At 64.3% G+C, this 14,965-nt stretch carries 11 protein-coding genes; 6 read left to right on the top strand and 5 right to left on the bottom strand.

The features are described 5' to 3' along the window. The first annotated feature begins 458 nt into the window (after positions 1–458). Complete coding sequence (gene rlmKL / locus ACK6AU_RS22480) at positions 459–2,720, top strand: bifunctional 23S rRNA (guanine(2069)-N(7))-methyltransferase RlmK/23S rRNA (guanine(2445)-N(2))-methyltransferase RlmL (RefSeq protein WP_409301460.1); 2,262 nt, start codon at positions 459–461, stop codon at positions 2,718–2,720. Between the two features lie 136 nt (positions 2,721–2,856). Continuing rightward, entirely contained in the window at positions 2,857–5,256 is a 2,400-nt protein-coding gene (locus tag ACK6AU_RS22475) for a diguanylate cyclase (RefSeq protein WP_409301458.1), read from the top strand. Positions 5,257–5,295: 39 nt separating this feature from the next. Here ACK6AU_RS22475 and dacB read toward each other — a convergent pair whose 3' ends face one another. Continuing rightward, on the bottom strand, positions 5,296–6,756 hold the full coding sequence (dacB, locus tag ACK6AU_RS22470) for a D-alanyl-D-alanine carboxypeptidase/D-alanyl-D-alanine-endopeptidase (RefSeq protein WP_185699583.1): 1,461 nt from the start codon (positions 6,754–6,756) through the stop codon (positions 5,296–5,298). 234 nt (positions 6,757–6,990) lie between these two features. Between dacB and ACK6AU_RS22465 the strand changes: the two genes are divergently transcribed. After that, positions 6,991–7,335: a YggL family protein gene (locus ACK6AU_RS22465; protein WP_022643287.1), complete on the top strand. Its 345-nt coding sequence runs from the start codon at positions 6,991–6,993 to the stop codon at positions 7,333–7,335. A gap of 140 nt (positions 7,336–7,475) precedes the next feature. On the opposite strand, the gene ACK6AU_RS22460 is transcribed toward ACK6AU_RS22465, so the two are convergent. Next, positions 7,476–8,666: a benzoate/H(+) symporter BenE family transporter gene (locus ACK6AU_RS22460; protein WP_409301455.1), complete on the bottom strand. Its 1,191-nt coding sequence runs from the start codon at positions 8,664–8,666 to the stop codon at positions 7,476–7,478. 317 nt (positions 8,667–8,983) lie between these two features. Between ACK6AU_RS22460 and ACK6AU_RS22455 the strand changes: the two genes are divergently transcribed. From ACK6AU_RS22455 to ACK6AU_RS22445, 3 genes are all read left to right on the top strand, one after another. After that, positions 8,984–9,748 (top strand): GntR family transcriptional regulator, encoded by a 765-nt coding sequence (locus ACK6AU_RS22455; RefSeq protein ID WP_022643289.1) that lies wholly within the window; start codon positions 8,984–8,986, stop codon positions 9,746–9,748. A 187-nt stretch (positions 9,749–9,935) separates the two neighbouring features. Beyond that, positions 9,936–10,910, top strand: a complete 975-nt coding sequence (locus tag ACK6AU_RS22450; protein WP_409301452.1) for a LysR family transcriptional regulator — start codon at positions 9,936–9,938, stop codon at positions 10,908–10,910. 265 nt (positions 10,911–11,175) lie between these two features. Then, a complete protein-coding gene (locus ACK6AU_RS22445; RefSeq protein WP_409301450.1) occupies positions 11,176–12,009 on the top strand; it encodes a nucleoside-binding protein in 834 nt (277 codons plus the stop codon). 74 nt (positions 12,010–12,083) lie between these two features. On the opposite strand, the gene ACK6AU_RS22440 is transcribed toward ACK6AU_RS22445, so the two are convergent. The 3 genes from ACK6AU_RS22440 to xdhC all read right to left on the bottom strand — a co-directional run bounded on the left by ACK6AU_RS22440 (position 12,084) and on the right by xdhC (position 14,954). Then, a complete protein-coding gene (locus tag ACK6AU_RS22440) occupies positions 12,084–12,551 on the bottom strand; it encodes an SMI1/KNR4 family protein (protein WP_409301448.1) in 468 nt (155 codons plus the stop codon). 230 nt (positions 12,552–12,781) lie between these two features. Further along, on the bottom strand, positions 12,782–14,086 hold the full coding sequence (guaD, locus tag ACK6AU_RS22435) for a guanine deaminase (RefSeq protein ID WP_409301446.1): 1,305 nt from the start codon (positions 14,084–14,086) through the stop codon (positions 12,782–12,784). Between the two features lie 25 nt (positions 14,087–14,111). Next, positions 14,112–14,954 carry a xanthine dehydrogenase accessory protein XdhC gene (gene xdhC, locus ACK6AU_RS22430; RefSeq protein ID WP_409301444.1) on the bottom strand — a complete coding sequence of 281 codons (843 nt, stop codon included), beginning with the start codon at positions 14,952–14,954 and terminating at the stop codon, positions 14,112–14,114. Between the last annotated feature and the right edge of the window lie 11 nt (positions 14,955–14,965).

Raw genomic sequence — 14,965 nt, 5'->3', positions numbered from 1 at the left:
TGCCGGCGTCGCGAGCCTTGCTGTCGACGCCGTTGCGGCGCCAACCTGTGTTGAGTTCTAACCAATAGGTCACAGCAAGTGAATGATCGTTTTGTCATAAGAACGTAACCATAATGCTGTCCAGGCCATAAGCCAGAGCGGTTTTTGCACGGTCTCCCGGGAGCAAAGCCTGCTGTGATCAGGCCTCTACTAGATGATGAGGTTAATGCTTTAGTGAGAATGTCGAACGGTTGTACTCAACTACTATTCGACGAAGGGTAGACTTATGTCATTTTGTTGCCCTGACTTTTCATCTGCCCCGGTCTCTAAGCTCTTTTGTCCTGCAAGAAAGCCTGCTCGCCGGGGTGGGACGGCACGTTGCGTGCCACACGAGCGCTCTTGAAGAAAAGCGCTTGATTAAAAACCGAGCGGGCGATGCGTTGTCCGTTCACTTATTTGCCTAAGGCCCTGGTATCTCCATGTCGGATCGCTACGAACTCTTCCTCACCTGTCCCAAAGGCCTAGAAGGCCTGCTGATCGAGGAAGCCACCGGGCTTGGCCTTGAACAAGCGCGCGAACACACCTCCGCCGTGCGCGGCATGGGCGACATGGAGACGGCCTATCGCCTGTGCCTGTGGTCGCGCCTGGCCAACCGGGTCCTGCTGGTCCTCAAGCGCTTCCCGATGAAGAACGCCGACGACCTGTACCAGGGCGTGCTGGATGTCGATTGGCAGGACCACATGCTGGCCGACGGTACCCTGGCGGTGGAGTTCAGCGGGCATGGCTCGGGCATCGACAACACCCACTTCGGCGCCTTGAAGGTCAAGGACGCCATCGTCGACAAGCTGCGGACCCCAACCGGCGAGCGTCCCTCGGTGGACAAGCTCAACCCGGACCTGCGCATCCACCTGCGCCTGGATCGTGGCGAAGCCATTCTCTCCCTCGACCTGTCCGGTCACAGCCTGCACCAGCGTGGCTATCGCTTGCAGCAGGGCGCCGCGCCACTCAAGGAAAACCTCGCCGCGGCGGTGCTGATCCGCGCCGGCTGGCCGCGTATCGCCGCTGAAGGCGGGGCCCTGGCCGACCCGATGTGCGGTGTCGGGACCTTCCTGGTGGAGGCCGCGATGATCGCCGCCGACATCGCCCCCAACCTCAAGCGCGAGCGCTGGGGCTTCACCGCCTGGCAGGGGCATGTGCCGGCGCTGTGGCGCAAGCTGCACGACGAGGCCCAGGCCCGTGCCCAGGCCGGATTGGCCCGGCCGCCGTTGTGGATCCGTGGCTACGAAGCCGATCCGCGCCTGATCCAGCCGGGTCGCAACAACGTCGAGCGTGCTGGCTTGAGCGACTGGATCAAGATCTACCAGGGCGAGGTGGCGACCTTCGAGCCGCGCCCGGACCAGAACCAGAAGGGCCTGGTGATCAGCAACCCACCCTACGGCGAGCGCCTGGGGGACGAAGCAAGCCTGCTGTACCTCTACCAGAACCTGGGCGAGCGCCTGCGCCAGGCCTGCCTGAACTGGGAGGCGGCGGTCTTCACCGGCGCCCCGGAGCTGGGCAAGCGCATGGGCATCCGCAGCCATAAGCAGTACTCGTTTTGGAACGGTGCCCTGCCTTGCAAGTTGCTGTTGATCAAGGTGCAGCCGGACCAGTTCGTCACTGGCGAGCGCCGGACACCCGAGCAACGCCAGTTGGAGCGCGAACAGGCCCAGGCCACGCCCGAGCCGGTCGAGCGCCAGTACAACAAGAACGGCAACCCGATCAAGCAGGCTCCAGCCCCGGCCCCGGTGGTGGAGCAGGCGCGCTTGAGCGAAGGCGGGCAGATGTTCGCCAACCGCCTGCAGAAGAATCTCAAGCAGCTGGGCAAGTGGGCCAAGCGCGAGGGTGTGGAGTGCTACCGGGTCTACGATGCCGACATGCCCGAATACTCCCTGGCCATCGACCTGTACCAGGATTGGGTGCATGTGCAGGAATACGCGGCGCCCAAGTCGGTGGATCCGGAGAAAGCCCAGGCCCGGCTGTTCGATGCCCTGGCGGCGATCCCCGTGGCACTCGACGTCGACAAGAGCCGTGTGCTGATCAAGCGCCGTGAGCGCCAGAGCGGCACCCGCCAGTACGAGCGCCAGGGGGCCCAGGGGCAGTTCACCGAGGTCCGCGAAGGCGGGGTCAAGCTGCTGGTGAACCTCACCGACTACCTGGATACCGGGCTGTTCCTGGACCACCGGCCGATGCGCATGCGCATCCAGAAGGAAGCGGCGGGCAAGCGTTTCCTCAACCTGTTCTGCTACACCGCTACCGCCAGCGTGCATGCGGCCAAGGGCGGGGCGCGCAGCACCACCAGCGTCGACCTGTCGAAAACCTACCTGGACTGGGCGCGGCGCAACTTCTCGCTCAATGGCTTTTCCGACAAGAACCGCCTGGAGCAGGGCGACGTGATGGCCTGGCTGGAAACCTGCCGCGACGAGTTCGACCTGATCTTCATCGACCCGCCGACCTTCTCCAACTCCAAGCGCATGGAAGGGGTGTTCGACGTCCAACGTGACCATGTGCAGTTGCTCGACCTGGCCCTGGCGCGCCTGGCCCCGGGCGGCGTGCTGTATTTCTCCAACAACTTCCGCAAGTTCCAGCTGGATGAGAATCTCGTTGCGCGCTACCAGGTCGAGGAGATCACCGCGAGCACCATCGATCCGGACTTCGCCCGTAACGGCAAGATTCACCGCGCCTGGAAAATCAGCGTTCGCTGAAGGCCGCACAAGCCCACCGAGGCCTGAATTTCCAGGCTTCGGAATGGCTTGATACTGGTCAAATTAATGGCTAATGGCTATAACTCACAGCAAGTCCGAATGACACCCAAACTCGCTGGCGTGATGAGTTCTACTTATGCCGTTGCATGTGGTACGCCCGAAAATCCTGGGTTTCATCAGTGAAGAAGTTTCCGCCTGGCTGGTGGCCCTGTTGGTGCTGCTGGCCGGTGGCATTCTGACCGGCCTGCTGGCCTGGTCCACCTACAACCTCAACAAGCAGCAGTTGCGCCAGCGCTTCCAGTTGCTGGCCAGCGAGCGCTACAGCCGCATCGAGGAACGCTTCCAGGACCAGGAGCAACGCCTGGATGGCCTGCGGCGTTTCTTCGTCAATTCCGACCTGGTGAGTCGCCAGGATTTCGATGGCTATGCCAAACCCCTGTTGCGCCGTACCCAGGCCTATGCCTGGGCGCCGCTGATCAGTCGTGCCCAGCGTCCGGCCTTCGAGCAGGAGGTGCGAGACCAGGGCGTGGCAGGTTTCTCCATCCTGCAACTCAATGGCGCCGGGCAAATGGAACCGGCCGGCGAGCGCGAGGACTATGCCCCGGTGTTGTACAGCCAGACCCAGAGCCCGATGGGCTCGCCCCTGGGCTACGATCTGCTGGCCCAGCCCCTGCGCCGGGCCACCCTGGAGCGGGCGCGGGAGCTGGACGGCATGGCGGTGTCGGCGCCGGTGCACCTGGTGGCGGTCGACCCGGCCTATGCCCGCGGCGTGGTGATGGCGGCCCCGGTCCGGCGCGCTGTGCACGGTGGTCAGCAGCAATCGCGGCCTGACGGCTACGTACTGGCGGTGATCAGTCTGCGGCAGTTGGTGGCCGAAGGGTTGTCGGTCCCGGCCAGCGACAATCTCTCGGTGCGCATCCTCGACCTGTCCAGCGAAGGCCGGCACGAGGTGCTCTACGAATCGAACAACCCGCCGATCAATGGCTACCTGCATGCCAGCCGCTTGCTGCGCCTGGCGGACCGCGATTACCAGGTGGAGATCCGTCCGGGGGCGGCCTTCTTGCATGCGAACCATTTTTCCCTGGCCAGCCTGGTGATTCTCGGCGGTCTCTTGAGCCTGTTGCTCAGTGCCTTGCTCTATGTGCTGGTGAGCCAGCGCCGGCGGGCCCTGACCCTGGTGGAGCAGCGCACCGCCGAGCTGCGCAGTCGCGAACACGAACTGCGCGGGACCCACAGCCAGCTGCGCAGCGTGCTCAACGCCGCGACCCAGGTGGCGATCATCGCCACCGACCTGCGCGGGATCATCACCACCTTCAACGCCGGGGCCGAGCAGATGCTCGGCTACAGCAGCAGCGAAGTGGTGGGGGTGTTGACCCTGGAGAGCCTGCACTTGCCCAAGGAGCTGGAGAGCTGGGCCCAGAGCCTCAGCCAGCGCTATGGCAAGCCGATCCCGATGTCCCAGGCGATGCTGGTGGAAGAGGGCACGACGCGTGGCCAGGAAGCCCGGGAGTGGACCCTGGTGCGTCGCGATGGCAGCCACCTGCCGGTGAACATGCTGGCGACCCCGGTGCTCGACGACCAGGGCTTGTGGATCGGCCACCTGGCGATCTGCATCGACATCACCGAGCGCAAGCGCGTGCACGAGGCCCTGGCCGCCCGTGACCGTTTGCTCAAGCGGCTCAGTGCCCATGTTCCTGGCGGCATCTACCAGTTCAAGATCGACGCCGACGGGCACATGAGCTTCAGCTATGCCAGTGATGGGCTGCGGGAGATCTACGAGATCGATCCGCAGCAACTGCAAGAGGATGCCGCGCCGGTGTTCGAACGCATTCATCCCGAGGACCTGGAGCGGATACGCCAGTCAATCCAGGTGTCGGCGCGGCACCTGAGCCCTTGGCGCGAAGAGTACCGGGTCTGCCTGCCGGAGCGTGGCCTGCGCTGGGTGCGCGGCGCGGCCAGCCCGGAAAGCCAGCCCGGTGGCGGGGTGCTATGGCACGGCTATATCTCGGATATTTCCGATCTCAAGCGGGTCGAGGAAGAGTTGCGTGCGCTGTCGGTCACCGACGCCCTGACCGGTATCTACAACCGACGTTATTTCCAGGAGCAGTTGCAGAATGAGATGCAGCGCCTGGAGCGCAGCGGCGGGGAGATGGCGGTGATCATGCTGGACATCGACCACTTCAAGCGGATCAACGACCGCTATGGCCATGCCGTGGGCGACCAGGTGTTGCGCGGGGTGTGCCAGCGCATCAGCCGGCGCTTGCGCCGCACCGATGTGTTCTGCCGCCTGGGGGGCGAGGAATTCATGCTCCTGTGCCCGGACACCAATGGCCGGCAGGCGCAGGTTTTGGCCCAGGAGCTGTGGCAGGGCTTGCGCGGTGCGCCGATCGAACCGGTGGGCAGGGTCACCGCCAGCTTCGGCATTGCCAGCTGGCGCGTGGGCGAGGGCGCGGATGGCTTGCTGCTGCGGGCCGACTCTGGCGTCTATGCCGCCAAGCAGGCCGGGCGCGACCGGGTGCAGCCCGAGCAGGTGTGAACGGCAGCGGCGGCGCAGAGGCCACCGCTGCAACAGGGCCTAGCGTGTTGCCGCGCTACCGGCCAGTTTGGGCTGGCGATAGAGGTCCAGCAGGACCTGGTCCAGCACCGAGGATGCGCCGAAGGGTTGCGGATCGTTGAGGATCGCCACCACGGCCCAGGTGTTGCCGTTGTCGTCGCGGCTGTAGCCGGCGATGGCCCGAACCGTATTCAAGGTGCCGGTCTTGATGTGCGCCTCGCCGCTCATGGCCGTGCGCTTCAGGCGCTTGCGCATGGTCCCGTCCATTCCGGCGATAGGCATCGAGCTGATGAACTCGGCAGCGTAGGGGCTTTTCCAGGCCGCCTGCAGCAGGCCGGCCATCTCCCGAGCGCTGACCCGCTCGGCCCGGGACAGGCCGGAGCCGTTCTCCATCACCAGGTGTGGCGAGGTGATGCCTTTTCTCGCCAGCCACTGGCGCACCACCCGCTGCGCGGCCTTGGCGTCGTCGCCGTCGGCTTCGTTGCGATACTTGGCCCCCAGGCTCAGGAACAGCTGCTGGGCCATGGTGTTGTTACTGTACTTGTTGATGTCGCGGATGATCTCCGCCAGGTCCGGGGAGAAGGCCCGGGCCAGGACCTTGGCGTCCTTGGGCACCACGGCCAGGCGATCCTTGCCCTGGATGCTGCCGCCCAGTTCGTTCCAGATCGCCCGTACCGCACCGGCGGTGTAGGTGGCATGGTCCAGCAGCGACAGGTAGGTCTGCGAGCTGCAGCCATCGCCCAGCTGGCCGCCGACGGTGACGATCACGCTGCCATCGGCCTGGGGCACCGGGTTGTAGCGCACATCGCCCGTGCATTGCTTGCCGCTGAGGGCCTTGACCTGGTTGTCGATGCGGATCTTGGCGATTGGCGGCTCCACCGATACCAGCACCCGGCCGGAGTCGTTGCGGGCGACGAAGCGCAGGGCCTTGAGGTTGACCATCAGGGCATCGGGCTTGACCAGGAACGGCTTGTTCTCGTCCTTGCCGTCGTCATCGAATTCCGGCAATTGCGGCTGGACGAAATAGTTGCGATCCAGGACCAGGTCGCCGGTGACCTGCTGCACGCCGTTGGCCCGCAGGTCGCGCATCAGCAGCCAGAGCTTCTCCATGTTCAGCTTGGGATCGCCGCCGCCCTTGAGGTACAGGTTGCCGTTGAGGATGCCACCACTGAGGGTGCCGTCGGTGTAGAACTCGGTCTTCCACTGGTGGGTCGGACCGAGCATTTCCAGGGCCGCGTAGGTGGTCACCAGCTTCATGGTGGAGGCCGGGTTGACCGATACGTCGGCGTTGAAGATGGTCGGGGTGCCTGGGCCATCGAGGGGCAGCATCACCAGGGACAGGGCGTTGTCCGGGACCTTGGCGGCCTTGAGGGCTTGCTGGACCTTGGGAGTCAGGGTGGTGTTGATCGGGGCGGCGTAAGCCTGGAATGCCAGGGGCAAGACGACACTGGCGAGCAGCAGTGGACGCAACGATTTGATCATATGGAATGGAACCCTGCAGTCGAGGGGAAAAAAGGCGAGGGGTACCAACGAAAATCCCTCAGTGGTCATGAAAGTGTCGGCATTATGCCCCAAGGTATAGCGGCTTGTGCCGTGCCACGGCTCGCGGTGGCGGTATTTTTTTTGCCAATGGCCGACCGACGTTCTCATAGAGTCAGGCAATCACCTGGCTAAACTGGTAAAGTGCCGCCCGTTATTACTGATGAGGATTGTTCCATGGCCACTAACCGTTCCCGCCGTCTGCGCAAAAAGCTCTGCGTAGATGAATTCCAGGAGCTGGGTTTTGAGCTGAACCTGGATTTCAAAGAAGATCTGTCCGACGAAGCCATCGACGCTTTCCTCGACGCATTCCTCAAAGAAGCGATGGAAGCTAACGGCCTGGGCTATGTGGGCGGTGACGACTTCGGCCTGGTTTGCCTGAGCAAGCGTGGTTCCGTCAGCGAAGAGCAACGTGCCACCGTTGAAGCCTGGCTCAAGGCGCGCACCGAGTTGACCAACGTTGAAGTCAGCCCGCTGCTGGATGTGTGGTACCCGGACAACGCGATCAACCCGACCGCGTGATGTCATGCACGGACGACCCGGCCGGGTCGTCCGTGCGTTGTTGCCCGAGGGCAACCTTTCCTTTTTTCCCTATCGATCGTTGCTCCGGCCTCGGGCTTGTCCCGGGTTTTGGCGTGGGCGCCATTCGCCGGCTCCAGGCTTCAGGCGTTGCGCCAGTTGAGGATCAACAGGGTCAGCACCCCGGCGACGATGCCCCAGAACGCCGAGCCCACCGAGAACAGCGTCAATCCGGACGCGGTCACCATGAAGGTGATCAGCGCTGCTTCGCGCTCCTTGCTTTCGCTCATGGCGACGGTCAGGCCGTTGATGATCGAGCCGAACAGCGCCAGGGCGGCGATAGACAGCACCAGCTCCTTGGGCAGGGCGGCGAACAGCGCGGCCAGGGTGGCGCCGAAGGTCCCGGCGATGCCGTAGAAGATCCCGCACCAGACCGCCGCGGTGTAGCGCTTGCCATGGTCTTCATGGGCATGGGGCCCGGTGCAGATCGCCGCGCTGATGGCCGCGAGGTTGATGCCGTGGGAGCCGAAGGGCGCCATCAGCAACGAACCCAGGCCGGTGGCGGTGATCAGCGGCGAGGCTGGTACGTTGTAGCCGTCGGCCCGCAGCACGGCGACCCCGGGCATGTTCTGCGAGGTCATGGCGACCACGAACAGCGGGATGCCGATGCTGATGGTGGCCGCCAGGGAGAAGTGCGGGGTGGTCCAGACCGGGGTCGCCACTTCCAGCTTGAAGCCGCTGAAATCCAGCAGTCCCATCATCCCGGAGAGCGCCGTGCCGATCAGCAGGGCTGCCAGCACCGCATAGCGCGGTGACAGGCGCTTGACCACCAGGTAGGTGAAGAACATGCCCAGCACTAGGGCGGTGCGATGCTGGGCGGCGACGAAGATCTCGCTGCCGATCTTGAACAGGATCCCGGCCAGCAGGGCTGCCGCCAGGGATGCCGGGATCTTTTTCACCAGGCGTTCGAAGCTGCCGGTGAGCCCGCAGATGATGACCAGCACCGCGCAGGTGATATAGGCGCCAATGGCTTCGCCGTAGGTCACGCCTCCCAGGCTGGTGATCAGCAGCGCGGCGCCGGGGGTCGACCAGGCGATGGTGACAGGGGTGCGGTAGCGCAGGGACAGGCCGATGCTGCATATCGCCATGCCGATGGACAGGGCCCAGATCCACGAGGAGATCTGGCCGCTGCTCAAGCCAGCGGCTTGTCCGGCCTGGAACATCAGCACCAGGGAGCTGGTGTAGCCGGTCATCATGGCGATGAAGCCGGCGACTATGGCTGAAGGCGAAGTGTCGGCCAAGGGGCGCAGTTGCGCGGGGGTGGCATCGGACATCATGGAGTTCCTTGTTCTTGAAAGACGCGATGGACCGGTCTTCCTCCAGGGCGCGAGCCGCGAAGGAGGGCACTGCGATGCCGAAGGTCCAAGGGCCCAAGCCTAAACGTAAACCGTGCTTGCCGTTGCCATACAGCCGCGCCTGCAAACAGCCGTACAGTCCGGGTGCGCCAACGGGGGGCAAGCACACTTTTTACTGTTGCGTCCCAAGGGTTGTGTACAATGTGCACCTGTTTTAACGCGATACTTGCCAGCGCCCCACCGTGGCGTATTAAAGTCACGCTGACACCGCTGCAGTCCTCCCGACCCGAGTGCCCATGAACGAACAGTTGCAACCCCTGAAGAAACAACCGCGAGCAGGCAAGGCCGGACGCAGCGGAACCCAGGACGATATCGTCTACGCGCATATCTTCGAGGCCATTCTCGAACAGCGCCTGGCGCCCGGTACCAAGTTGAGCGAAGAGGCGCTGGGGGAGATTTTCGGGGTCAGCCGCACCATCATCCGTCGCGCGCTCTCGCGCCTGGCCCACGAAGGCGTGGTGCTGCTGCGTCCCAACCGTGGGGCAGTGGTGGCCAGCCCGAGTGTCGAGGAGGCGCGCCAGGTGTTCCTCGCCCGGCGCCTGGTGGAGCGGGCCATCACCGAGCTGGCGGTGCAGCACGCCACCACCGAGCAGTTGCTGGAGCTGCGGCAGATGGTCAACGAGGAGCGCGACAGCTTCTCCCGTGGCGATCGCGGAGCCGGCATCCGTCTTTCCGGGGAGTTCCACCTGAAGCTGGCGGAGGCGGCGAAAAATGCCCCGCTGATCAGCTTCCAGCGCAGCCTGGTATCCCAGACCTCGCTGATCATCGCCCAATATGAAAGCGGCAACCGTTCCCATTGCTCCTACGACGAGCACACCCAGCTGATCGATGCCATCGAGGCGCGGGATGCCGAGCTGGCGGTGAACCTGATGATGCACCACATGGACCACATCGACAGCAAGCTCAATCTCGACGAGGAAAGTGCCTCGGACGACCTGCACGCGGTGTTCTCGCACCTGCTGCAGACGAAAAAACCGGGCCGCTCCAGCGCCAAGCTGTAGGGCCTCGTCGTGCACGACCGATCCCCCGCTCCATGTTCCATGGGGCGGGGGATTTTCGTTTGGTGCCCCGGGGCGCCGGGCGGCCGAATGATTGTTGTGGGTTTTTATTTTAATTGTATACAGTTCTGCCTTCAGCGCTCTCGGCCAGTCCGCGGCGGCTTTTCATCGTGCCCAAGGAGTCCAAGGCATGAGCGGCAGAACCCTGCGTATCCATTCTTGCGCGATCCATTATTTCGACATGGTCCGCCGTTGCCGCTCGATCCGCGAGGCGGCCCGGTGCTTGAACGTTGCGTCTTCGGCAGTGAACCGGCAGATCCTCAAGATCGAGGACGAGATCGGCGCATCGCTGTTCGAGCGCTTGCCCGGCGGCCTGCGCCTGACCCTGGCCGGCGAGGCGTTCAGCCGGCATGTCAGCCTGGTATTGCAGGACCTGGAGCGAGTGCGCCTGGAATTCGATGCGCTGCGTGGACTGCAGAGCGGGCACGTGGAGATCGCCACGGTGGAGGGCGCCACCGTCGACCTGCTGCCGGCGGTACTCAAGCGCATGCGCGACCTCTATCCCCAGGTGACCATCGGCGTGACGGTACAGGGCTCACAGGCGATCCCCCTGGCGTTGATCAATAACCGCGCCGACCTGGGCCTGGCGTTCGCCTTGCCCAGGGCGCCGGATATTCGTCAACTGAGCGTCGGTCACTTTCGCCTGGGAGCGCTGGTCAGCCCCGGGCATCCCCTGGCCGATCGGGGCAGCGTGAATTTCGCCACCTGTGCCGAGCATGGCTTGATCCTGGCCAAGAGCGAGCTCTCGATCCATCACTTGCTGATGCCCCTGCACAAGCGCCTCGGCCTGCTGGACAAGCCACCCCTGCAGAGCAATTCCATGGAACTGGCGCGACAGATGGTCCGCCACGGCCTGGGCGTGGCCTTCCAGACCCGGATCGGAGTCGAGGCGGACCTGGCCCAGGGCGCGCTGGTGCACATCCCCTTGAGCGACCAGGGCGGCATCTACAGCGACCTGGGGCTCTATGCCCGAAGCGGTCGCGACCTGCCTGGCGCGGTGGAGGCACTGGCGCATCTGCTGGATGAAGAAATCGGTATTCGCCAGCGCGCCGAGTGCGCTGGCCGCCAGCCAGTGCTCAATGTCGATCAGCTAAGGAAATCGTAGGAGCGAGGCTTGCCCGCGATGACTGCAGAGCGCCGCGTTTATCCAGTCAGTAAGCGCTAACGTTGACAACCCTCGCGAGCAATCGAGCGTCGACCGGCTGCTCCTACAGGGAACCATCTCGCTTAACTGACCGGCATCAGGCCAGCGCTGCCGTTTTGGCAGCATGCCGGGCGATATTCTGTGCTTTGGCCCCTGCGGCGCTTGTGTCGATACTGCGCCGGTCGGCAGCCAGCGAAGCTGCCATCAGCCACAGGACATAATAAAAATGAAAAAGGCACTACAAGGCGCGACCCTGCTGATGACCTTGATCGGAGCGGGGCAAGCGACCGCCCTGGAATGGATGAGCAACAGCGTGGGCTTTCGCTATGGCAAGGCATTCACCAATCCCAACAACCCGCACTCCATCAGCAAGCGCATCTACAGCTTCACCCACGCCAGCGGCTACCAGTACGGCAGCAACTACCTGCACCTGGACGTGCTGCTCTCCGACAACGACGACCCGCGCAAGGGCACCGACAAGGGCAGCAGCGAAGTGTATGGCGTCTATCGTCACCAGCTCTTCGCCTCACGGGTGCTGGATACGCCCCTGGGCACAGGCCTGGTCAAGGATTACGCCCTGACCCTGGGTTTCGACGCCAGCCGCAACAACAACCTGGGTTCGGCGAAGAAACGCGCCCTGGTGTTCGGCCCGACCCTGAAGTTCAACACCGTCGGCGTGCTCGACCTGAGCCTGCTGTACTACAAGGAAAACAACCATTCCGGCATCCCCGGGGCCAAGGACCCCGACCACACCTTCGACGATACCTACCTGCTCAACCTGGCCTGGATGCGGCCATTCGAGCTGGGCAGCCATGCCGCCAAGTTCCAGGGCTTCGTCAACTACATCGGGGAGAAGGGCCATGACTACAACGACCGTGACACGGCCCCGGAAACCCTGATGCGCACCTCGTTGATGTTCGCCGTGCTGCCGGGCAAGAACGTCAAGCCCAACCTCTACCTCGGGGTCGGCTACGAGTACTGGCACAACAAGTTCGGCGTGGATGGCGGCCGTGGCACCCGCACCTCGGCGCCCACCCTGAACCTGGAAGTGACCTTCTAGCCCGAGTAATCGCCCCGGTGCCGGGCCTTCCCCAGGGCCCGGCCACCACCGCCGATCAAGATCTCAACGCCGTTTCACTCGTTCTCTTCCGGATCGGGCTTGAGGCCGGCCAGCAGCGCCTCGAAGCTGGGGGCGAGAATCTCCGGTTCGTTACCGTCGTCGTGTCGCCACAGGCGCACCTCGGGGCCCAGGCTCGGGTCGATGATGAGCTGGTCGCCGCTGCCGTCCCCGGCGATGGCGATCACCTTCCTGCCCAGTTCCTCGCAAGGCCACTCGGAGGCCACGGCGATGCTGTAGCTGTCGTCCGGATCGCTTTCCAGGGCCAGGTAGTGGAAGGCCTCGATGGCGAAGGCGGCCTCGTCGTTCTCGAAGTAGTTCAGCGTGGGCGCGCCGCCATTGACCGTGCGCAGGAACTGCAGGTAGTCCGCGGGCAGGGTGACGCCCTGCCTGGCCTGGAAATCGGCGATCTCATCCAGGCTCGGGATGGGCCGCTCGATGACGCAGTTCTGGTAGTAGATGCCCAGTTCAGCTAGCTCTCTCATATGCTTTCTTCCGGTTCGGGGGCGGCCTGCGGCGATGCCCCTTGTTGCTCCATGGGGCCCGGGGCAGAGCAGCAGGGCCCGGGCGAAGGGGCAGATGATACGCAGTACGGGCCCATCCGCGTGAGCGCTTTGCCCATGGTCGGCGCGAGCGTGCGCAGCAGGTTGCGACTCCATGAAAAATCCCCCGGTCGAGCGGTATCGAGCGGGGGATCCTTGGCGCCGGGGGCCGATCAGCGCTGGTGTACTTGCTGGCCGGCGGCGTAGGTCTGCAGCACGGTGCGGTCGTCGCCCAGGGTCATCAGCACGAACAGGGTCTCGGCGATGCTCTTGGCCTGTTGCAGGCGGTACTCCAGCAGCGGCGTGGCCTTGTAGTCCAGGACCAGGAAGTCGGCGTCGGTGCCGGGGTGCAGGGTGCCGATCCGTTCTTCCAGGCGCAGGGCCCGGGCGCCGCCGAGGGTGGCCAGGTACAGGGATTTGAACGGGCTCAGGCGCGCACCCTGCAACTGCATGACCTTGTAGGCCTCATTGAGGGTGTTGAGCAGCGAGAAACTGGTGCCGGCGCCGATATCGGTGCCCAGGCCGACATTGAGCTTGTGCTTCTCGGCCATCGGCAGGTTGAACAGGCCGCTGCCGAGGAAGAAGTTCGAGGTCGGGCAGAAGGCCACCGCCGAGCCGGTCTGCGCCAGGCGCGCGCACTCGTCGTCGCACAGGTGCACGCCATGGGCGAACACCGAGCGCTGGCCCAGCAACTGGTAGTGGTCGTAGACGTCCAGGTAGCCCTTGCGCTCGGGGAACAACTCCTTGACCCACTCGATCTCCTGCAGGTTCTCGCTGATGTGGGTCTGCAGGTAGAGATCGGGATATTCCTTGAGCAACTGGCCGGCCAGGGTCAACTGCTGCGGGGTGCTGGTGGGGGCGAAGCGCGGGGTCACTGCGTAGTGCAGGCGACCCTTGCCATGCCAGCGCTCGATCAATGCCTTGCTGTCCTGGTAGCCGGATTCGGCGGTGTCGACCAGGTAGTCCGGGGCGTTGCGGTCCATCATCACCTTGCCGGCGATCATCCGCAGATCGAGCTTCTGCGCGGCGCTGAAGAAGGCGTCCACCGACTGCGGGTGCACGCTGCCGAACACCAGGGCGGTGGTGGTGCCGTTGCGCAGCAGTTCCTTGATGAACACCTCGGCCACTTCGTCGGCATGGGCCCGGTCGGCGAACTGGCTTTCGCAGGGGAAGGTGTAGGTGTTGAGCCAGTCCAGCAGTTGCTCACCGTAGGCACCGACCATGCCGGTCTGCGGCAGGTGGATATGGGTGTCGATGAAGCCCGGGGTGATCAGCGCGTCCGGGTAATGCTTCACCGGTACCTCGGCGGGCAGGCTCGCGAGCAGTTCGCTGGCATGGCCGAGGGCGCTGATCCGGCCGTTCTCCACCACCAGCAGGCCGTCCTCGAAGTACTCGTAGGAGGCTTCGATTCCGACCTCCGCCGGGTCGGCGATGCTGTGCAGGATGGCGGCACGGTAGGCTTTGCGAGTCTGGGACATGGTCATTCTCAAATGTGTGGCTGTTTCAGTTCGAGGCCCGGCTGCGGCGCGAGGCCGGCAGCAACTTGGCAATGGGTTCGGCGGTGACGCTGGGCTGGCCGAAATGGGCGTTGTAGGTGGCGATGATTTCACCAGCGATGGAGATAGCGATTTCCACGGGCAGCTTGCCCTTGACCTCGTCCAGCCCCATGGGGCAACGCATGCGTTGCAGGGTGGCGGCGTCGAAGCCGCGATCGCGCAGGCGATGCTCGAACTTCACCCGCTTGGTCCTGGAGCCGATCAGGCCGAAATAGGTGAAATCGTTGCGCTTGAGCAGGGCGGCGGTCAACTCCAGGTCCAACTGGTGATTATGGGTCATGACGATGCAATAGCTGCCGGGGGGCAGGTCATCGATCTCGTCCACCGGCTCCTCGCTGACGATCTTGCGCACCCCCTGGGGAATCTGTTCGGGGAACTCCTGCTCGCGCGAGTCGATCCAGCGCACCCGGCAGGGCAGCGCGGCGAGCAAGGGTACCAGGGCGCGGCCGACATGGCCGGCACCGAACACGGCAATGTGCGCCTGCACCTGGCCCATGGGCTCGAACAGCAGCACCGTGGCCCCACCGCAGCACTGGCCGAGGCTGGCGCCGAGGCTGAAGCGCTCCAAATGCGTACCCTGTTGGCCGCTGGCGAGCATCTGCCGGGCGATCTGCATGGCCTTGTATTCCAGGTGGCCGCCGCCGATGGTGTCGAAGGCCCGGCTGGCGCTGACCACCATCTTCGAACCGGCGTTGCGCGGGGTCGAGCCCAGCTCTTCGATGATGGTCACCAGCACGCAGGGTTCACCCTGGTTCTGCAGGTCGGCGAGGGCGCTGATCCAGTCGTACATGTTCACCTCGA

The organism is Pseudomonas sp. KCJK8993 (genome assembly GCF_046230915.1).
Taxonomy (GTDB): domain Bacteria; phylum Pseudomonadota; class Gammaproteobacteria; order Pseudomonadales; family Pseudomonadaceae; genus Aquipseudomonas; species Aquipseudomonas piscis.
The sequence above is the reverse complement of the archived record's forward strand: the minus strand, read 5'-3'. Positions and strand labels throughout refer to the sequence as shown.

Excerpts from the sequence above, each read along its gene's own strand:
- dacB (WP_185699583.1), bottom strand. The coding sequence starts at position 6,756 with ATGATCAAATCGTTGCGTCCACTGCTGCTCGCCAGTGTCGTCTTGCCC.
- ACK6AU_RS22450 (WP_409301452.1), top strand. The coding sequence starts at position 9,936 with ATGAGCGGCAGAACCCTGCGTATCCATTCTTGCGCGATCCATTATTTC.
- guaD (WP_409301446.1), bottom strand. The coding sequence starts at position 14,086 with ATGTCCCAGACTCGCAAAGCCTACCGTGCCGCCATCCTGCACAGCATC.
- ACK6AU_RS22440 (WP_409301448.1), bottom strand. The coding sequence starts at position 12,551 with ATGAGAGAGCTAGCTGAACTGGGCATCTACTACCAGAACTGCGTCATC.
- ACK6AU_RS22445 (WP_409301450.1), top strand. The coding sequence starts at position 11,176 with ATGAAAAAGGCACTACAAGGCGCGACCCTGCTGATGACCTTGATCGGA.
- ACK6AU_RS22465 (WP_022643287.1), top strand. The coding sequence starts at position 6,991 with ATGGCCACTAACCGTTCCCGCCGTCTGCGCAAAAAGCTCTGCGTAGAT.
- rlmKL (WP_409301460.1), top strand. The coding sequence starts at position 459 with ATGTCGGATCGCTACGAACTCTTCCTCACCTGTCCCAAAGGCCTAGAA.
- ACK6AU_RS22460 (WP_409301455.1), bottom strand. The coding sequence starts at position 8,666 with ATGTCCGATGCCACCCCCGCGCAACTGCGCCCCTTGGCCGACACTTCG.
- ACK6AU_RS22455 (WP_022643289.1), top strand. The coding sequence starts at position 8,984 with ATGAACGAACAGTTGCAACCCCTGAAGAAACAACCGCGAGCAGGCAAG.
- xdhC (WP_409301444.1), bottom strand. The coding sequence starts at position 14,954 with ATGTACGACTGGATCAGCGCCCTCGCCGACCTGCAGAACCAGGGTGAA.
- ACK6AU_RS22475 (WP_409301458.1), top strand. The coding sequence starts at position 2,857 with ATGCCGTTGCATGTGGTACGCCCGAAAATCCTGGGTTTCATCAGTGAA.